Below are 18,702 nucleotides of genomic sequence, written 5' to 3' on the forward strand. Positions count from 1 at the left end.
TCCGGTGCTGTCTGGAAAGATGGCCGCGACGACGACGTCGACCCCCTAGGTCAGGGCCGTAAACCGGCAGAACGCAACCCGCACAGTCAAGGAGCGGACAGATGCCCATCGCAACCCCCGAGGTCTACAACGAGATGCTCGACCGGGCGAAGGCAGGCAAGTTCGCCTACCCGGCCATCAACGTGACCTCCTCCCAGACCCTGCACGCGGCCCTGCGCGGTTTCGCGGAGGCGGAGAGCGACGGCATCATCCAGATCTCCACGGGTGGCGCCGAGTTCCTGGGCGGCCAGCACAGCAAGGACATGGTGACCGGTGCGGTGGCCCTGGCCGAGTTCGCGCACATCGTCGCCAAGAAGTACGACATCACCGTCGCCCTGCACACCGACCACTGCCCGAAGGACAAGCTCGACGGGTACGTCCGTCCGCTGCTCGCGGTGTCCGAGGAGCGCGTCAAGGCCGGGCAGAACCCGCTGTTCCAGTCCCACATGTGGGACGGCTCCGCGGAGACCCTCGCCGACAACCTCTCCATCGCCCAGGAACTCCTGGAGCGCGCCCGCGCCGCGAAGATCATCCTTGAGGTGGAGATCACCCCGACCGGCGGTGAGGAGGACGGCGTCTCGCACGAGATCAACGACTCCCTCTACACCACCGTCGAGGACGCCCTGCGTACGGCCGAGGCGCTCGGCCTCGGCGACAAGGGCCGCTACCTGCTCGCCGCCTCCTTCGGCAACGTCCACGGCGTGTACAAGCCGGGCAACGTCGTGCTCCGCCCCGAGCTGCTGAAGGAGCTGAACGACGGCGTGGCCGCGAAGTACGGTCAGCCGGCCGGCTCCCAGCCCTTCGACTTCGTCTTCCACGGCGGCTCCGGCTCCACCGAGCAGGAGATCGCGACCGCGCTGGAGAACGGCGTCGTCAAGATGAACATCGACACGGACACGCAGTACGCCTTCACGCGTCCCGTCGCCGACCACATGTTCAAGAACTACGACGGCGTCCTCAAGGTCGACGGCGAGGTCGGCTCCAAGAAGACCTACGACCCGCGCACCTGGGGCAAGCTGGCCGAGGCGAGCATGGCCAAGCGCGTCGTCGAGGCCTGCGGCAACCTGCGCTCCGCCGGCACGAAGATCAAGTAGCCGTACCCCCTCAGCCGTACCCCCTGCTGAGCCCGGCGCCTGTCTACGGCGCCGGGCTCGCTGTATATCTGGGGCATGCCCGACGTCCGGATCGCCTCCCCGCAGGGCAGGTGGATCCTGCTCACCACCGTCCTCGGCTCCAGCATGGCCCTGCTGGACTCGACCGTCGTCAACGTCGCCCTCCCCCGGATCGGCGACGACCTCGACACGAACCTGTCCGCCCTGCAGTGGACGGTCAACGCGTACATGCTCACGCTCGCCGGACTGATCCTCCTCGGCGGCTCCCTCGGCGACCGGTACGGCCGCCGCAGGATCTTCGTCATCGGCGTCATCTGGTTCGCCGTGGCCTCGCTGCTGTGCGGGCTCGCCCCCGACGCAGGCGTCCTCATCGCCGCCAGGGCCCTCCAGGGCATCGGCGGCGCGCTCCTGACACCCGGCTCCCTCGCCCTCATCCAGGCCTCCTTCCACCCCGACGACCGGGGCCGGGCGGTGGGCCTGTGGTCCGGCTTCGGCGGCATCGGCGCGGCCGTCGGCCCCTTCCTCGGCGGCTGGCTGGTGGACGGCCCCGGCTGGCGCTGGGTCTTCCTGCTCAACGTCCCGCTGGCACTGCTGTGCGTCCCCGCCGCCCTGCGGCACGTCCCCGAGTCGGGGGACGGCCGCACACACGGCCGCTTCGACGTCCTCGGCGCGGCCCTCGGCGCGCTGGCCCTCGCGCTGGTGACGTACGCGCTGATCGAGGCCCGCTCGGGCTCCCCGGCCGTCGCCGTCACCGCGATCGCCGGCGTCGTCGCGGGGATCGTCTTCGTGTACGTCGAGAAACGACGGCCCGACCCGATGATGCCGCTCGGGATCTTCGCGTCCCGCCAGTTCACCGCGGTCAACCTGGTCACCCTGTGCGTGTACGCGGCCCTCGGCGGCTTCTTCTTCCTGACCGTCCTCCAGCTCCAGGTCGTCGCCGGCTACTCGGCCCTCGCCGCCGGTACGGCCCTGCTGCCCACGACCGTCCTGATGCTGCTGCTCTCCGCCCGCTCCGGCGAACTGGGCGAGCGCATCGGCCCCCGCGTCCCGCTCACCGCCGGCCCCCTGGTGTGCGCCGCCGGCCTGCTGCTGATGCTGCGCGTCGGCCCGGACGCCCCTTACGCCGCCGACGTCCTGCCCGGCGTGCTCGTCTTCGGCCTCGGCCTGGTCACCCTGGTCGCGCCCCTGACGGCCACCGTCCTCGGCTCCGTGGACGCCTCCCGGGCAGGCCTGGCCAGCGGCATCAACAACGCGGCGGCCCGCGCGGCCGGCCTCATCGCGGTGGCGGCACTGCCGCTGCTCGCCGGGATGGAGGAGGACGCCTACCGCTCGCCGAGCGCTTTCGACGACGCCTTCGGCCGCGCGATGATCATCTGCGCGGCCGTGCTGGTGGCGGGCTCGGTCCTCGCCTTCACGACCGTACGCCGCCTGCCACCGGACTGCCGCCGCCCGGAATGCCGTACGCACGGCTCGATCACGGCGCCGCCGCTGGAGGGGGAGCGGGTGAAGAAGCGGATCTCGTAGCGCCCCAAGGGGGCGTGGGGCTGTGCCGATATGCGGCTCCGCCACGTGTCCGCGACCAGCCACGACGGAGCCGCAGACGACAGACAACCCGGCGCCGCACCCAGCGGAGCGTCATGTACCAGACTGGAACCATGACGATTCACGAAAACCTCCTCGGGGGCCCGCCCCCGACGCACCTCCCCGACGACCCGGAGCCGCGCGAGCTGCTCGCGAACGGCACCGCGCCCGCGGACGTCGCCGCGAAGTACCCCACCTCCTCCCTGGCCTGGGCCCAGCTCGCCGACGAGGCGTTCGAGCGGGGCAGCGTCGTGGAGTCGTACGCCTATGCCCGTACGGGCTACCACCGCGGCCTGGACTCCCTGCGCCGAAGCGGCTGGAAGGGGCACGGCCCGGTGCCTTGGGAGCACGAACCGAACCGCGGCTTCCTGCGCGCCCTGCACGCCCTCGCCCGCGCCGCGCAGGCGATCGGCGAGGAGGAGGAGTACGAGCGCTGCAGCCAGTTCCTGAAGGACTCCTCGCCGACGGCGGCCCAGACGCTGGGCTAGGCGGCACGTCGAGTGCGGGTCCGGCTGTGATCCGGTCGGGCCTTGCACTTCCCCGGGAAGACCCCCGAGGATTCGGGTGGGGACCGGGGCCCCCGTGTCGGTAACGGCAGGGGCGGACCGCTACCCGGAGTTACAACAGGAGACAGCGATGTCCCAAGAGGCTCAGGACACTCAGGAGCCCGAGGCCCCGCATCTCGACTTCGCCGGCACGACGCCGTACGAGGACTACGTCAGGGCGGACGTGCTCACCCACCTCCAGCACATCCTCTCCGACGATCCCGGAGAGATGGTCTTCCTGGTCACCACCCAGGTGATGGAGCTGTGGTTCACCGTCATCGTCCATGAGTGGGAGACCGCCGCGCACGCCCTGCGCGAGGACCGGGTGCCGGTGGCGATCGACGCGCTGAAGCGTTCGGTGCGGGAACTGGAGGCGCTGAACGCCTCCTGGAAGCCGCTCGGACAGCTCACACCGGCCCAGTTCAACTCGTACCGAAGCGCTCTCGGCGAGGGCTCCGGCTTCCAGTCGGCCATGTACCGCCGGATGGAGTTCCTGCTCGGTGAGAAGTCCGCGTCCATGCTGGTCCCGCACCGCGGTGCGCCCCGTGTCCACGCCGAGCTGGAGAAGGCGCTGCACGAGCCGAGCCTGTACGACGAGGTCCTGCGGTTCCTCGCGCGGCGCGGGCACGCGATTCCGTCGTCCGTCGTGCAGCGTGACGTCTCGCTGCGGTACGAGCCGTCGGCGGAGGTGGAGGCCGCCTGGACGGCCGTCTACTCGGGCGATCCGGGTGATGAAGCGGCCCGGCTGGGCGAGGCGTTGACCGATGTCGCCGAGTTGGTGTGGCGCTGGCGCAACGATCATCTGGTGGCCACCCGCAGGGCCATGGGCGCCAAGGCCGGCACGGGCGGTTCCGCCGGGGTCGCCTGGCTGGAGAAGCGTGCCCGGAAGAACGTGTTTCCCGAGTTGTGGACGGCGAGGTCCCATGTTGTCTGAGCAACAGATGCGCGCCGAGAAGCTCGACTCCGCCGATGAACTGGCCGGGGCGCGTTCGCGGTTCGTGCTCGACGACGTGGTGTACCTGGACGGCAACTCGCTGGGCGCGCTGCCCGCGAACGTCCCCGGCCGGGTCGAGGACGTCGTCCGGCGGCAGTGGGGTGAGCTGCGCATCCGTTCCTGGGAGGAGAGCGGCTGGTGGAGCGCGCCCGAGCGGATCGGTGACCGGATCGCTGAGCTGGTCGGGGCGGCGGCGGGGCAGATCGTGGTCGGCGACTCGACAAGTGTCAATGTCTTCAAGGCACTTGTGGCGGCGGTGCGGATGGCGGGTGCGGGCCGGGACGAGATCGTCGTCGACGCGACGACGTTCCCCACGGACGGCTATATCGCGCAGTCGGCGGCACGGCTGACGGGCTGCACGCTGCGGCCGGTGGCGCCGGCGGATGTGCCGGGGGTCCTGGGGAGCCGTACGGCGGCGGTCCTGCTGAACCACGTGGACTACCGCACGGGCCGCCTGCACGATCTGCCCGTGCTGACGGCGGCGGTCCACGCGGCGGGCGCCCTGGCCGTCTGGGACCTGTGCCACAGCGCGGGCGCCCTGCCGGTCGGGCTCGACGAGCACGGGGTCGACCTGGCGGTCGGCTGTACGTACAAGTACCTGAACGGGGGCCCGGGTTCACCGGCGTACCTGTATGTGCGGCGGGAGCTCCAGGACGTCTTCGACTCCCCGCTGCCCGGCTGGAACTCCCATGTGGAGCCCTTCGGCATGCGGCCGTCGTACGAACCGGCGGCGGGTGCGCTGCGGGGCCGGGTCGGGACGCCGGACATCCTGTCGATGCTGGCGCTGGAGGCGGCGCTGGAGGTCTGGGACGGTGTCTCGATCGACGCGGTCCGCGCCAAGTCCCTCGCCCTGACGGACTTCTTCCTGGAGTGCGTGGCGGCGTACGTACCCGAGGGCAGGGTCGAGTGCCTGACGCCGGTCGCGCATGAGGAGCGGGGCAGCCAGGTCGCGCTGAGGTGCGACGGCGCCGGGGACGTCATGAAGCGGCTCATCGAGCGCGGCGTCGTCGGTGACTTCCGCGCGCCTGACGTGCTGCGGTTCGGTTTCACGCCGCTGTACGTCGGGTTCGCGGAGGTGGAGCGGGCGGCGCGGGTGCTGGGGGAGACGGTCGGCGGAGCCGGGTGACGGAGGGGTCGGGTCGGTGCGTCGGCGCTGCGGAGCCGTTCTGCCTCACCGAGCGTGACATCCGCGTGTCGTCGCACGTCACCGGCCTGGTACCGTCCCCGCCAACGGCCGAATTCTCACCTGGTCCGCCAATTCCGTTCTGTAGCTGAGAGGTTGGAGCATGCCGGACGCCGTCGCAGCACGAGCCGCCGCCGAAGAGGAGTCGGCCTTCTCGCACCCGCCCGTCGACCCCGACGCCACGGCGGCCTACGGCGACCACCCGGACCAGGTGATCGACTTCTACGCCCCGCGCACGCCCGAACCGGCCGCCCCGGGCGCCCTCGCACCGCTGGTCGTCGTCCTGCACGGCGGCGCCTGGCGCAGGCCGTACGACCGCCGTCACATGACCCCGTTCGCGGATTACCTGGCCCGTCGCGGCTTCGCCGTGGCCAATGTCGAGTACCGGCGCGGAGGGGAGGAGAGCGGGGAGTCCGATCCGGTCGCGGGGCGTTGGCCGGAGACCTTCGACGACGTGGCGGCCGCGCTGGACGCGCTTCCCGCACTCGTACGGGAGACGCTCCCGCAGGCCGATCCGCGCCGCATGGTGATCACCGGGCACTCGGCGGGCGGACACCTGGCGCTGTGGGTGGCCGCCCGCCACCTGCTGCCGGCCGACGCCCCCTGGTACACGGCCCGTCCCGCGCCCCTGCGCGGTGTGGTCGCCCTCGCCCCGATCGCCGACTTCACGGTCGCCGGGAAGCTGGACGTCTGCGGCGGCGCGGTACGTCAACTCCTGGGCGGCGACGAGGAGTTCGCCGACCGTCAGGCGTACGCCGACCCGGCGCTGCTGCTGCCCACCGGCATCGCCACCACCCTCGTCCAGGGCCGCACCGACATCGACGTCCCCCAGGTGGTCGCCGAGTCCTACGCGGACGCGGCGGCGAAGGCGGGCGAGGTGGCGGGCCTGACGCTCCTGGAGGACGTCGGCCACTTTCCCCTGATAGATCCGGCGGCGGACGCGTGCGCGGTGGTGGCGGAGGAGATCGCGCAACTGGCCTGGTGACGACCGCTGCCCGGGGTACTGAAGGGCGTCCGTGAGCCGTTCCCGGTGCTGCCCGTAGTACCTGAGACGGACCCCGAAGGACCCCTCTCGCTGGTGACGACCGTGTCCCCCGTCGGCCTCTACCGTCTTCTACGTGACCGAGACGACCCAGACGCCGACGCCGCCGGGCGGCGAGTTCGACCCCTACAAGCCGCGCAGCCCCGAGTTCCGGCTGGCCCTCGACGCCCTGCGCCGGCTGCGACAGGACCTGTTCCATGACGCGTTCGCCTACCGGCCGCTGCCTCATATGAGCGTCGACGGCCCGATCACGCGCCGGCTGACGGGCCGCCTGCGGGACTACGCGGCGTGGACCCCGCATGCGGTGATCACAGGGTGCGGGCTCTTCGCGCAGCTGATCGCCGTCACCGCGAGCGACGGCGGGAGCCAGGGGCTGGCGCTCGGCCTGTTCGTACTGGCGCCGGTCCTGATGACCATGTTCCGGCCGGTCGCCGCGTTCTGGATGTCTCTCGCCGCCACGTTCTCCACCGGCCTGCTCGGCAGTTCCTGGGACGGCTGGCCGTGGCTGCCCGGCAGTCTGGTCTCCCACCTGCTGGTGCTGACGATCGTCGCGGTGCGCACCCGGCCGCGGACGGCGGCGTGGATGTGGGTGCTGACGGGCGCCTACGGCATCTTCGTCGAGAGTGTCTACGGCTGGGGACACGGCGCGACCAACACGGGGCCCATGGTCGTCATCTCCGCGCTCATCCTGCTCGTCGTCACGGTCTGGCACATCCGCCGCGAGGCCCGGCAGGTGGTGACCGCCCAGCAGACGGTCACGGCACACGAGCGTTCCAAGCGCACCCTGCTGGAGGAGCGCACGACGATCGCCCGCGAACTGCACGACGTGGTCGCCCACCACATGTCGGTCGTCGCCATCCAGGCGGAGGCCGCCCCCTACCGGGTGGAGAACCCGCCGCCGGAGCTGGAGCGTGCCTTCGCCACCATCAGGGAGAACGCGGTGGCGGCCCTCACCGAACTCCGCCGCGTCCTGGGCGTCGTGCGCGCGGAGGGCTACGAGGCCCCGGACGCCCCGCAGCCCACCCTCGCCGACCTGGACGCGCTGCTGGCCAATGTGCGGGAGGCGGGCCTGAGCGTCGACAAGGCGGTCACCGGCGCGGTGCGGGAACTGCCGCAGGGCGTGGAGCTGTCGGCGTACCGGATAGTCCAGGAGGCGCTGAGCAACACCCTCAGACACGCGCCCGGCGCGACCGCCCGCGTGGAGATCGGTTACGTCCTCGGCGGCCTCGGCCTGCGCATAGTCAACGGCCCGCCGCCTGCCCCGGCACTGGTGAAGCCCTCGCCGGGGGCAGGCCACGGCATCACCGGCATGCGGGAGCGCGTCTCCATGCTCAACGGCGAGATGACGGCGGCCCGCACGGACGACGGCGGCTATGAGGTGGCGGTGTTCCTGCCGGTCACCGCGGTGATCGAAGGTGGGGCATGACCATCCGCGTCCTGATCGCGGACGACCAGATGATGGTCCGCGAGGGCTTCTCGGTCCTGCTGAACGCGATGCCGGACATCGAGGTCGTCGGCGAGGCCGTCAACGGGCGGGAGGCGGTGGACCGCGTCCGCGAACTCGCCCCCGACGTCGTGCTGATGGACATCCGCATGCCCGAGCTGAACGGCATCGAGGCGACGCGGGAGATCGTCGCGGCCGACGGCGCGGCGAAGGTACTGGTGCTGACCACCTTCGACCTCGACGAGTACGTCTACCAGGCGCTGCGCGCAGGAGCCTCCGGCTTCCTCCTCAAGGATGCCTCGGCCCGCCAACTCGCCGACGGCGTACGGGTGGTGGCGTCCGGCGAGGCCCTCCTCGCCCCTTCCGTCACCAAGCGCCTGATCACCGAGTTCTCGAAGCTGTCCGACGCCCCGCGCGCCATGTCCACCGCCCACGCGGCGTACGGCGAACTGACCGAACGTGAGACGGAGGTCCTGGTCCTGATCGCCCAGGGCCTGTCGAACGCGGAGATCGCCGAGCGCCTGGTGGTGGCGGAGTCGACCATCAAGACCCACGTCAGCCGGGTCCTGGTGAAGCTGGGGCTGCGCGACCGCACGCAGGCGGCGGTGTTCGCGTACGAGGCGCGGCTGGTGACACCGGGCTGAGCCGCGCGGCCGGGGGGACACGGCGGGAGTACGGTGCGGACATGGAGCAGCGCATCACTCTCGTCACGCTGGGTGTGTCCGATCTCGCCCGGGCCAAGGCCTTCTACGAGGCCCTGGGCTGGCGTGGGCAGGAGGTCGAGGAGACCGTGTTCTTCCAGGCGGGCGGGCTCGGTCTGGTGCTGTGGGGCCGCGGCGAACTCGCGGCGGACTGCGGCCTGGAGCCCGGCCCGGCCGCCGGGTTCGGCGGGATCGTGCTGGCCCACAACGTCCGGTCCGAGGAGGAGGTCGACGTACTCCTCGCCGCCGTGGAACGAGCCGGCGGGACCGTCACCAAGCCCGCGGCCGTCAACGCCATCGGGTTCTACTCCAGCGCCTTCACCGATCCGGACGGCCACGCCTGGGAGGTCGCCCACAATCCGGGGTTCCCGCTGGCCGAGGACGGCTCGCTCACCCTCCCCGACTTCGGCGGTCAGTGAGACACCCCTGGTCAGCGGGGGGCCTGCCGGACTAGCGTCCGTTCATGGCAGCTGCTTTCGACCTCGCTTTCGACCCGTGGGACCCGGCGTTCCTCGCCGACCCGTACCCCGCCTACGCCGAGCTGCGTGCGAGGGGCCGGGTGATCCGTTACGAGCCCACCGACCAGTGGCTGATCCCGCACCACGCGGACGTCTCGGCGCTGCTGCGGGACCGGCGCCTGGGCCGGACGTATCAGCACCGCTTCACGCACGAGGACTTCGGACGGACGGCGCCACCGCCGGAGCACGAGCCGTTCCACACGCTCAACGACCACGGGATGCTGGACCTCGAACCCCCGGACCACACGAGGATCCGGCGGTTGGTGTCGAAGGCGTTCACCCCGCGTACGGTCGAGCGGCTGGGGCCGTATGTGGACGGCCTCGCCGGAAAGCTGGTCGACGGACTGGTGGAGCGCGGCGGCGGTGATCTGCTCGCGGACGTGGCCGAGCCGCTCCCCGTGGCGGTCATCGCCGAGATGCTGGGCATCCCGGAGTCGGACCGGGCCCCGCTGCGCCCGTGGTCGGCGGAGATCTGCGGGATGTACGAGCTGAACCCGTCGCAGGAGACGGCTGAGAACGCGGTGCGCGCGTCGGTCGAGTTCACGGAGTATCTGCGGGAGCTGATCGCGGTCCGCCGCAAGGAGCCCGGCGACGACCTCATCTCCGGCCTGATCGAGGCCCACGACGAGGGCGACCGCCTCACCGAACAGGAGATGATCTCGACCGCCGTCCTCCTGCTGAACGCCGGCCACGAAGCGACGGTGAACGCCACGGTCAACGGCTGGTGGGCCCTGTTCCGCAACCCCGGCCGGCTGGCGGCCCTGCGCGCCGACCACTCCCTCGTCCCGACCGCCGTCGAGGAACTGATGCGCTACGACACCCCGCTCCAGCTCTTCGAGCGCTGGGTCCTGGACGAGATCGAGATCGACGGCACGACGATCCCGCGGGGCGCCGAGATCGCCATGCTCTTCGGCTCCGCCAACCACGACCCCGAGGTGTTCCAGGACCCCGGGCGTCTCGACCTCACCCGCAAGGACAACCCCCACATCTCCTTCAGCGCCGGCATCCACTACTGCATCGGCGCCCCCCTGGCCCGCATCGAGCTGGCCGCGTCCATGAGGGCCCTGCTGCAGAGGGCTCCGACGCTGAGCCTGGCGGCGGAGCCGAAGCGGAAGCCGAACTTCGTGATCCGGGGGTTGGAGGGGCTGCGCGTGGAGGTGCGGTGATCACCGGTTCGGCTGGCCGGAGGGCGGCCGACCGGGGGACTCAAGCAGTATGTCGATCGAGTACGTCGACCGAGTACGTCGACCGAGCGGCCCCCCTCAGCTCGTCATGTCCCGCCTCCGCACCCCCGCCAGCCCCCCGGCCACCAGCACCCCCGCGATCCCCGCAAGGACGCCCACCGGTCCCCAGGCCATCTCCCCGCCCGGCAGCTTCGGCAGATGGCCGAACGGCGAGATGTCCAGCACGGCCTGCGGCAGATCCAGGGCGGGTCCGATCCAGCCCAGGAAGAGGATCAGTCCCGCCGCACCCCACGCGGCCGGAGCCGCCTGCGGGGACAGCCCGTACAGCAGGACCGCCAGTCCGCCCAGTGCCCAGATGGCCGGTACCTGGATCAGGCAGGCTCCGAGGATCGGGCCGGATTCGGCGCCGTAGCCGAGGCTCAGGCCCACTCCGGCCAGCAGCATCAGCAGCACCGTGCCGCCGAGCGCGACGACGAGGTGCCCGGCGGCCCACCGCAGCCGTCCGACCGCGCACGCCAGCACCGGCTCGGCCCGCTGGGAGGTTTCCTCGCCGTGCAGCCGGAGCACGGAGGAGACGATGTAGAGCGCGGCGACCAGGCCGAACAGGCCGACCATCGTGGCCAGGAACGCGTCCGTGATGCCGGACTGGCCGCCCATCCGCTCGATGATCTCGCGGGCGTTGTCGTTGTCGCCGACCAGGTCCGCCGCGCCCTTGGTGACCCCGCCGAACGCGGCGCCGCCCGCGAGGAACCCGAGCCCCCAGCCGAGCAGGCCGCCCCGCTGCAGCCGCCAGGCCAGCGCGCCCGCCGTGCCCAGCCGCCCCTGGGCCGGTCCGGGCCGGGTCGGTACGAAGCCGCCGCCGATGTCACGCCGCCCGGCGAGCTCGTACGCCACCGCCCCCTGGATCACCGCCGCGGCGACGAACAGCGGCAGCACCCACCACCGTTCGCCGGCGAAGGGCCGCAGGTTCTCCAGCCAGCCGATCGGGGAGATCCAGGTGAGCACCGAGGATCCTCCCCCAGTGCTAAACGCCTGGGAGGTGCCCCCAGTCGTGGCCGAGTCGCCCGCCGCCCGCAGCACGAACGCCGCCCCGATCAGCCCGCCCGTCAGCCCCTTCGCGAGCCGTCCGCTCTCGGTGAGCTGCGCGACGATCGCGGCCATCGTGGCGAACACCATCCCGACGCCCGCGATGCCGAGCCCGAAGGCCAGTGCACCGGGCGTGCCCTGTCCGGCGAGGCTGACGGCGACCAGCAGCGCGACCACGCCATTGGCGACGAGCGCGGTCAGCAGGGCCGCCGTCAGCGGAGCACGCCGGCCCACCATCGCCGACGAGACCAGTTCCTGGCGCCCGCTCTCCTCCTCGTCACGGGTGTGCCGTACGACGATGACCAGGCTCATGATCCCGGCGAGTACGGCCGCGTAGACGCCGATGCGCCAGGCGGTGAGGCCGCCGAGGGAGTCGTCGAACACGGGGCCGTACATGGCGCGCAGCGAGTTGTTCGTCAGCATCTGCCGGGCGATGTCGGCGCGTTCGGCGGGCGTGGCGTAGACGGTCCTGAGCGAGTTCGTCGTGGAGACGACCATCAGGGCCGTCACGGCCACCCAGACCGGGACCGTGACCCGGTCGCGCCGCAGGTTGAACCGCAACAGGGTTGCCGTGCCCGCGAGTTGGCGTGAGCCGACCGGCCGTACGTCGAAAGCCGCGGCGGTCATCGGGTGACCGCCTCGTCCTGGTAGTGGCGCAGGAACAACTCCTCCAGCGTCGGCGGCGTCGACGTCAGCGACCGCACGCCCGACTCGCTCAGCGAGCGCAGTACGGCGTCCAGCTGGTCGGTGTCGACCTGGAGCCGCACCCGGTGCCCCCGCACGTCGAGGTCATGGACGCCGGGCAGACGCGTCAACCCGTTGGGCGGGCCCGCGAGTTCGGCCGTCACGCTGGTCCGCGTCAGGTGCCGCAGGTCTGCGAGCGAGCCGCTCTCCACGGTCTGCCCCCTGCGGATGATGCTCACCCGGTCACACAGCTCCTCGACCTCGCTCAGGATGTGCGAGGACAGCAGGACGGTCCGCCCCCGCTCCCGCTCCTCCTCGACGCACCGCTGGAAGACCTCCTCCATCAGCGGGTCCAGGCCGGACGTCGGCTCGTCCAGGATCAGCAGGTCGACGTCCGAGGCGAACGCGGCGACCAGGGCGACCTTCTGCCGATTGCCTTTCGAATACGTCCGTCCCTTCTTCGTCGGGTCGAGTTCGAACCGCTCGACGAGGTCGGCCCGCCGCCGCTTGTCGAGGCCTCCGCGCAGCCGTCCGTACAGGTCGATGACCTCGCCGCCGGAGAGGTTGCGCCACAGCGTCACGTCACCCGGCACGTACGCGATCCGGCGGTGCACCTCCACCGCGTCCGCCCATGGATCACGGCCGAGCACCCGCGCGGCGCCCGCGTCGGCGCGCAGCAGGCCGAGCAGGACGCGGATGGTGGTGGACTTGCCGGAGCCGTTCGGGCCGAGGAAGCCGTGCACCTCACCGGTCTCGACGTCCAGGTCGAGGCCGTCGAGCGCATGCGTCTTGCCGAACGACTTGTGCAGTCCGGATACCTCAATGGCGGGGTTTGCCTTCGTCATGCTTCAGAACGTACGCTGTCTTCAGAAATTTGTGAAGTTAAGGAAACACATGAAGCCCGGATAGGGTGGGCCCATGACGCAAGCATCTGGCGGCGGGCGGGACGCCGAGTCCGTGTCGAAGTTCGTCGAGTCCTTCGCGGCGCAGCTCGTCGAGGCCGGGATGCAGCGCATGGCCGCCCGGGTCTTCGCCGCGCTGCTCGCCTCCGACAAGGGCGTGCTGACCTCCGCCGAACTGGGCGAGCAGCTGCGGATCAGCCCCGCGGCGGTCTCCGGCGCGGTGCGCTACCTGGCCCAGACCCACATGGTGTCCCGCGAGCGGGAGCCCGGCTCACGCCGCGAGCGCTACCGGGTGCACGGCGACCAGTGGTACGAGGCCCTGACCAACCGCGAGGCCGTCCTCAAGCGCTGGGAGGCGGCACTGCGCGAAGGCGTCGACAGCCTCGGCCCCGACACCCCGGCAGGTCGCCGGCTGGCCGAGACGCTGGCCTTCTTCGAGTTCATGGAGGGGGAGGTCGCGGCGATGATGGAGCGGTGGCGGGTGCACCGGGAGAAGACGTTCGGTATGTGACGCCCCGCGCTGTCTGCGGAGATCGGCTACGAAACTGTATGCGAGTCGCTACTCTGGGTTGCGGTTGGTCCGCATCAAGGGGAGGGCGCATCATGACACTCATGGCAGAGCGACCGGTGATAAGCGGCACCAAGCCCGGAGGCAGCTTCGAGGAGATGCTCGACGTCCTCGAAGAGCTGCATGTGCCCGACGGCTACAAGGCCGAGATCATCAGCGGGAACATCGTCGTGTCGCCGTGGTCGAAGGGCTACTACAACCGTGTGATGAAGCTGGTGTGCAAACAGCTGGAACCGCATCTCCCCAAGGGGCACGAGATCGACCGGGCGCCGACGTTGTTCGTCTTCCCGGGGGACGAGTGTGCGTACGGGCCGGACATCCACGCGGCGCACGAGCAAGTCCTTGAGACGGAGAGCAACCACCTGGACGGCGAAGGCCTCTGCTTCGTCGCCGAGCTGACTTCTCGCTCCACTCGGACAGATGACCTGACCGACAAGGTCGAGGTCTACGCCAAGGCGGGCGTCCCGGTGTATCTGATCCTCGACATGCAGGAGGAGCGGGCCATCGTGTACGGGTCCCCTTCTGCAAAGGGATATGAGGATCGTTCCACCAAGCCTTTCGGCGAGAAGATCCACATCCCGGCCCCGTTTGACTGCATGCTCGACATGACCGGGTTCCACCGGCCCAAGAAGAACGACGAGAGCCGGCTCACCCCACCGCCGGCACCGTAAGCCCCCAAGCCCCCTCCCGGACCACCCACGTCCGCGTCCGCACCGGCCCCGACACCTCCGCGTCCGCCCGGTACCGGAAGTGCGCCCCCGACACGGTCACCGTCCGCCCCTCGGCCAGCAGCGGCGACGCCTCCGCGCCCACCGACGCGGGCCGCACCTCCACCGCGGCCACCCCGGCGCCCCCGGGCGCGACCCACACCCTCTCCACCGGCTGGTCCAGATCCACCAGCGTCGTCCCGTCGACCTCGACCCGCAGCCGTGAAGGGCCGGGCAGGGTGGAGGACGTACCCCGGGCCGGCACCAGTGTCCGTATGAGCGACTGGCAGGTCCGCAGCCACGGCCGCCCGGCGCCCGGCCCCACCGCGGTCGCACCGTTCGGCGCGGCGGGCTCCCGCACCGGCGGGATCCGCAACGCGCCCAGCACCACCCCGTCGCTGTCGTCCACGAGGAGATCCAGCCGCCGCTCCACCCCTTCCAGCACGGCGCGGGCCGCCGCCACCGCCCCCGTCGGCACCCCTAGGGATCCGGCCAGCGACAGCGCACCCCCGACCGGCACCACCGACAGCACACATCCGGCCAGCTCCCGCTGCCGGTGCAGCAGGGACACCGCTCGCAGCAGCGCCCGGTCGTCGCCGACGACCACGGGCCGCCGCGACCCCCGCCGAGCCAGCGCCCGGGCGAATTCCTCCGGCCCCTCCGGCAGGCACACCTTGGTCGCGGCACCCGCGCTGAGCACGTCTTTCGCGATCCGTACGGACTCTCCGTCCGTCCGACGGGCGACCGGGTCGACCACCACCAGCAGCTGTTCGGACGTGGGAGAAGTCGCCACCTCGGTCATGCCTCGCTTCCTCGGGTAGCATCTTTGTGCAAGAGCCCCTTGCGCTATTGCGCCAGGGGCTTCGTCTATTCCGGGGCATCCGGTCCGACGGGTTGCGGCCAACGACGGTCGCCGGTGTACCAGACACAGCAGTGTCGCGTACGCCTCTGACCTTGGACATGCCCCGCCCGGAAGGGGTGTACGCGCGTGCCCGCACTTGTGCTGCTCGGTGCTCAGTGGGGTGACGAAGGCAAGGGAAAGGCGACGGACCTGCTAGGCGGGTCGGTCGACTACGTAGTGCGCTACCAGGGCGGCAACAACGCCGGCCACACGGTAGTCGTGGGCGACCAGAAGTACGCCCTCCACCTCCTTCCTTCCGGAATCCTGTCCCCGGGGTGCACCCCGGTCATCGGCAACGGCGTCGTCGTCGACCCGTCGGTCCTGCTCTCCGAGCTGAGCGGGCTGAACGAGCGAGGCGTCGACACGTCCAAGCTCCTGATCAGCGGAAACGCTCACATCATCACGTCGTACAACGTCACCGTCGACAAGGTGACGGAACGCTTCCTCGGTAAGCGGAAGATCGGCACGACGGGCCGCGGCATCGGCCCCGCCTACGCGGACAAGATCAACCGCGTCGGCATCCGCGTCCAGGACCTCTACGACGAGTCGATCCTTCAGCAGAAGGTCGAAGCGGCCCTCGACGTCAAGAACCAGATCCTCACCAAGCTGTACAACCGGCGCGCGATCGCCGTCGAGCAGGTGGTCGGGGAACTGCTGGGCTACGCGGAGCAGCTCAAGCCGTACGTCGCCGACACGGTCCTGATCCTCAACCAGGCCCTGGAGGACGACAAGGTCGTCCTCTTCGAGGGCGGCCAGGGCACGCTGCTGGACATCGACCACGGCACGTACCCCTTCGTCACCTCCTCGAACCCGACGGCGGGCGGCGCCTGCACGGGCGCCGGCGTCGGCCCGACGAAGATCAGCCGCGTCATCGGCATCCTCAAGGCGTACACGACCCGCGTCGGCGCGGGCCCGTTCCCGACCGAGCTCTTCGACGAGGACGGCGAGGCGCTGCGCCGCATCGGCGGCGAGCGGGGCGTGACGACCGGCCGCGACCGCCGCTGCGGCTGGTTCGACGCGGTGATCGCCCGGTACGCGACCCGCGTGAACGGCCTGACCGACTTCTTCCTCACCAAGCTGGACGTCCTGACCGGCTGGGAGGAGATCCCGGTCTGTGTGGCGTACGAGATCGACGGCAAGCGCGTCGAGGAACTCCCGTACTCGCAGTCGGACTTCCACCACGCGAAGCCGGTCTACGAGATGCTCCCCGGCTGGTCCGAGGACATCTCGAAGGCCAAGACCTTCGCCGACCTCCCGAAGAACGCGCAGGACTACGTCAAGGCCCTGGAGGAGATGTCCGGCGCCCCGATCTCGGCGATCGGCGTGGGGCCGGGCCGCGAGGAGACGATCGAGATCAACTCGTTCCTCTAGTACGCCGGTCAGCCCCGCGCGCCTTGTCCTGTCCCCGGTCGGGTCTGTCCGGCCGGGGACTGCGGCCGTCACACCTCGGGGATGCCTTCCAGGACCTCGTCGATCGACGCCAGTGACTGGGTGCCGCTGGGAGAGCCGTCCTGGAGCCGTTCGAAGCGCTCATCCGAAAGCGGCGATCTGACATGTGTCACTCCGTCGCCACGCTGCGCCTGACACAGGCGCTGCGACTGCTGCCCGTCCTGCTTGTCGTCGTGCTCTCCACGCCCGCATGGCTCGTCTGGCCTTTCCCGCCGGGCAAGCGGCAGAAGTTCGTCCTGAACATGGTCCGGGCACTGACCGCTTGGACATACGGCCCCACCAGGGCCGAACTGCCGGACACCGATACCGCATCCGATGCCGGAAAGTAGGGGGTGCAGGGTACGGCTAGGAGCGTGTCTCAGTAACGGGCAACCCGCCTATGGTTCGTGATCATTGGTGCGGGATGATCACGGTATGCATGGTGGGGATGGGCTGTTCGAGGTCGAGCCGGTCGAGAAGAAGCGGCCGATGGGTCCTGCGGTGGCGGTGGACAAGACGTTCCGGGCGTTCGACCCGCATCAGGTCCTGCTGCTGCCGCCGTCGCTGGATGACTGGCTGCCCGAGGACCACCCGGCCCGGTTCGTCGCCGACCTGGTCGACGAGGTGCTCGACCTCGGACCGGTCCTGGCGGACTACACCGAAAAGCGCGGCTACCCGCCCTACGACCCCCGGCTGATGGTGCGGCTGCTGATCTACGGCTACACCACCGGGGTGCGCTCCTCCCGGGCGATCGAGCGCCGCATGGCCGACGACGTCGCGTTCCGGTTCCTGGCCGCCGGCCAGGCCCCCGACTTCCGCTCGATCGCCCGGTTCCGCCGCCGCCACCTGGACGCACTGGCCGGTCTGTTCACCCAGTCGCTGCACCTGGCCATGCGACTCGGCCTGGTCAAGATGGGCCGCGTCGCGCTGGACGGCACCAAGCTGGAGGCCAGTGCCTCCAAGCACAAGGCGATGAGCTACGGCCGCCTGGTCGACAAGGAAGAGCGGATCGAGGCCGAGATCGCCCAGCTGGAAGCGAAGGCCCAGGCACTGCTGGCCGACGCGGAGGCCGCCGACGAAGCCGAGGACCAGGTCTTCGGCGTGGACGGCAAGGAGGTGGACCTGCCCGCCGAACTGGACCGGCGTGAAAAGCGCCTGGCGAAGCTGCAGGCCGCCCGCGCGCAGATCGAGGCCGAGGCCGCCGACAAGGCCCGCAAGCATGCCGAGGACAAGGAACGCCGCCGTCAGCAGCGCGCCGGCACCAGTGATGAGCAGGCCGTCACCGACGCCGGCGAGGCGACCGCCGCCAGGGCCCGGCCCAAGCCCAAGGCGCAGGCCAACTTCACCGATCCCGACTCGCGGATCATGAAGAACAGCGACGGCGCCTACATCCAGGCCTACAACGCGCAGGCCGTAGTCGACGAGGAACACCAGGTCATCACCGCCGCCGACGTGACGTGCAACCCCTCGGACGCGCTGAACTACACCCTGATGCTTGACCAGTCCGCGGCGAACACCGGCGCCCACCCCAAGCAGGCGCTGGTCGACGCCGGATACTGCTCGGAAGCCAACCTCGAAGCCGCCAAGGACCGCCAACTGGCCTGCGGCACCGACACGTTCATGGCCACCGGCCGACTGGCCCACGACGAGCAGGTTCCGCCCGCTCCACGCGGACGCATCCCCAAGGACGCCACGCTGAAGGAGCGCATGGCCCGCAAGCTGCGGACCAAGCCCGGCCGGGCCGCCTACGCCCGCCGCAAGGCCATCGTCGAACCCGTCTTCGGACAGATCATGACCTGCCACAACGGCCGCCGGCTCCTCCTGCGCGGCGAAGACGGCGCCCGCGGCGAGTGGCGACTGCTTGCCGCCTGCCACAACCTCCGCAAGATCTTCCGCCACGCCGGACCGACCGGCCTCGCCGCCGCGGCCGACTGACCAACCGGGCCGCCCCGGCCACCGCGGGCCGAAATCCCGGCCCGACCGACCCGCCCGTCGGCCCCACAGGCGCTGACCGGACCACCGCGACCGATCCCGCCGATCACGACCTCCCGGCCAGTTGCCCGTTACTGAGACACGCTCCTAG

General features: G+C 70.8%; 19 protein-coding genes. 15 read left to right on the top strand and 4 right to left on the bottom strand.

The window, feature by feature from the left end:
- The first annotated feature begins 101 nt into the window (after positions 1 to 101).
- The 10 genes from fbaA to GFH49_RS24300 all read left to right on the top strand — a co-directional run bounded on the left by fbaA (position 102) and on the right by GFH49_RS24300 (position 10,325).
- Positions 102 to 1,133: a class II fructose-bisphosphate aldolase gene (gene fbaA / locus GFH49_RS24255; protein WP_155058197.1), complete on the top strand. Its 1,032-nt coding sequence runs from the start codon at positions 102 to 104 to the stop codon at positions 1,131 to 1,133.
- A gap of 75 nt (positions 1,134 to 1,208) precedes the next feature.
- Positions 1,209 to 2,675 (top strand): MFS transporter, encoded by a 1,467-nt coding sequence (locus GFH49_RS24260; RefSeq protein ID WP_155058198.1) that lies wholly within the window; start codon positions 1,209 to 1,211, stop codon positions 2,673 to 2,675.
- A gap of 131 nt (positions 2,676 to 2,806) precedes the next feature.
- Complete coding sequence (locus GFH49_RS24265; protein WP_155058199.1) at positions 2,807 to 3,220, top strand: DUF3151 domain-containing protein; 414 nt, start codon at positions 2,807 to 2,809, stop codon at positions 3,218 to 3,220.
- A 148-nt stretch (positions 3,221 to 3,368) separates the two neighbouring features.
- The gene (locus GFH49_RS24270) at positions 3,369 to 4,211 is read left to right on the top strand and encodes a tryptophan 2,3-dioxygenase family protein (RefSeq protein WP_155058200.1); all 843 of its coding nucleotides are present in this window, start codon (positions 3,369 to 3,371) and stop codon (positions 4,209 to 4,211) included.
- The gene (kynU, locus tag GFH49_RS24275) at positions 4,201 to 5,397 is read left to right on the top strand and encodes a kynureninase (RefSeq protein ID WP_408055950.1); all 1,197 of its coding nucleotides are present in this window, start codon (positions 4,201 to 4,203) and stop codon (positions 5,395 to 5,397) included. Before GFH49_RS24270 ends, kynU begins: the two co-directional genes overlap by 11 nt.
- Before the next feature lie 160 nt (positions 5,398 to 5,557).
- Positions 5,558 to 6,439, top strand: coding sequence for an alpha/beta hydrolase (locus tag GFH49_RS24280; RefSeq protein WP_155058201.1), 882 nt, complete (start codon positions 5,558 to 5,560; stop codon positions 6,437 to 6,439).
- 133 nt (positions 6,440 to 6,572) lie between these two features.
- On the top strand, positions 6,573 to 7,922 hold the full coding sequence (locus GFH49_RS24285) for a sensor histidine kinase (RefSeq protein WP_155058202.1): 1,350 nt from the start codon (positions 6,573 to 6,575) through the stop codon (positions 7,920 to 7,922).
- Positions 7,919 to 8,584, top strand: a complete 666-nt coding sequence (locus GFH49_RS24290) for a response regulator (protein WP_155058203.1) — start codon at positions 7,919 to 7,921, stop codon at positions 8,582 to 8,584. The genes GFH49_RS24285 and GFH49_RS24290 overlap by 4 nt, the downstream gene beginning before the upstream one ends.
- A 41-nt stretch (positions 8,585 to 8,625) precedes the next feature.
- Positions 8,626 to 9,060, top strand: coding sequence for a VOC family protein (locus GFH49_RS24295; protein ID WP_155058204.1), 435 nt, complete (start codon positions 8,626 to 8,628; stop codon positions 9,058 to 9,060).
- A gap of 44 nt (positions 9,061 to 9,104) precedes the next feature.
- Positions 9,105 to 10,325 (top strand): cytochrome P450, encoded by a 1,221-nt coding sequence (locus GFH49_RS24300; RefSeq protein ID WP_155058205.1) that lies wholly within the window; start codon positions 9,105 to 9,107, stop codon positions 10,323 to 10,325.
- A gap of 96 nt (positions 10,326 to 10,421) precedes the next feature.
- Here GFH49_RS24300 and GFH49_RS24305 read toward each other — a convergent pair whose 3' ends face one another.
- Both GFH49_RS24305 and GFH49_RS24310 read right to left on the bottom strand, forming a co-directional pair.
- The gene (locus tag GFH49_RS24305; protein WP_155058206.1) at positions 10,422 to 12,056 is read right to left on the bottom strand and encodes an ABC transporter permease; all 1,635 of its coding nucleotides are present in this window, start codon (positions 12,054 to 12,056) and stop codon (positions 10,422 to 10,424) included.
- The gene (locus tag GFH49_RS24310; protein ID WP_155058207.1) at positions 12,053 to 12,958 is read right to left on the bottom strand and encodes an ABC transporter ATP-binding protein; all 906 of its coding nucleotides are present in this window, start codon (positions 12,956 to 12,958) and stop codon (positions 12,053 to 12,055) included. Before GFH49_RS24310 ends, GFH49_RS24305 begins: the two co-directional genes overlap by 4 nt.
- A gap of 73 nt (positions 12,959 to 13,031) precedes the next feature.
- On the opposite strand from GFH49_RS24310, the gene GFH49_RS24315 reads away from it, so the two are divergent.
- Both GFH49_RS24315 and GFH49_RS24320 read left to right on the top strand, forming a co-directional pair.
- Positions 13,032 to 13,526, top strand: a complete 495-nt coding sequence (locus tag GFH49_RS24315) for a GbsR/MarR family transcriptional regulator (RefSeq protein WP_155058208.1) — start codon at positions 13,032 to 13,034, stop codon at positions 13,524 to 13,526.
- Positions 13,527 to 13,618: 92 nt separating this feature from the next.
- A complete protein-coding gene (locus tag GFH49_RS24320; RefSeq protein WP_155058209.1) occupies positions 13,619 to 14,254 on the top strand; it encodes a Uma2 family endonuclease in 636 nt (211 codons plus the stop codon).
- Here the strand turns inward: GFH49_RS24320 and GFH49_RS24325 are convergent.
- Complete coding sequence (locus tag GFH49_RS24325) at positions 14,232 to 15,092, bottom strand: diacylglycerol kinase family protein (RefSeq protein ID WP_155058210.1); 861 nt, start codon at positions 15,090 to 15,092, stop codon at positions 14,232 to 14,234. The two genes, GFH49_RS24320 and GFH49_RS24325, sit on opposite strands and share 23 nt — an antisense overlap.
- Positions 15,093 to 15,278: 186 nt before the next feature.
- Here GFH49_RS24325 and GFH49_RS24330 point away from each other — a divergent pair, with 186 nt between their 5' ends.
- Entirely contained in the window at positions 15,279 to 16,562 is a 1,284-nt protein-coding gene (locus tag GFH49_RS24330) for an adenylosuccinate synthase (protein ID WP_155058211.1), read from the top strand.
- A 68-nt stretch (positions 16,563 to 16,630) separates the two neighbouring features.
- Here the strand turns inward: GFH49_RS24330 and GFH49_RS41030 are convergent, their stop codons facing one another.
- Positions 16,631 to 16,753 carry a hypothetical protein gene (locus GFH49_RS41030; protein WP_268867520.1) on the bottom strand — a complete coding sequence of 41 codons (123 nt, stop codon included), beginning with the start codon at positions 16,751 to 16,753 and terminating at the stop codon, positions 16,631 to 16,633.
- Between GFH49_RS41030 and GFH49_RS24335 the strand changes: the two genes are divergently transcribed.
- Together GFH49_RS24335 and GFH49_RS24340 are read left to right on the top strand one after the other, a co-directional pair.
- Positions 16,745 to 16,969: a hypothetical protein gene (locus GFH49_RS24335; protein ID WP_155058212.1), complete on the top strand. Its 225-nt coding sequence runs from the start codon at positions 16,745 to 16,747 to the stop codon at positions 16,967 to 16,969. The genes GFH49_RS41030 and GFH49_RS24335 overlap by 9 nt on opposite strands.
- 157 nt (positions 16,970 to 17,126) lie before the next feature.
- On the top strand, positions 17,127 to 18,554 hold the full coding sequence (locus GFH49_RS24340; protein WP_456243052.1) for an IS1182 family transposase: 1,428 nt from the start codon (positions 17,127 to 17,129) through the stop codon (positions 18,552 to 18,554).
- Positions 18,555 to 18,702: the final 148 nt, after the last annotated feature.

This window comes from Streptomyces blattellae (genome assembly GCF_009709555.1).
Lineage (GTDB): Bacteria > Actinomycetota > Actinomycetes > Streptomycetales > Streptomycetaceae > Streptomyces > Streptomyces blattellae.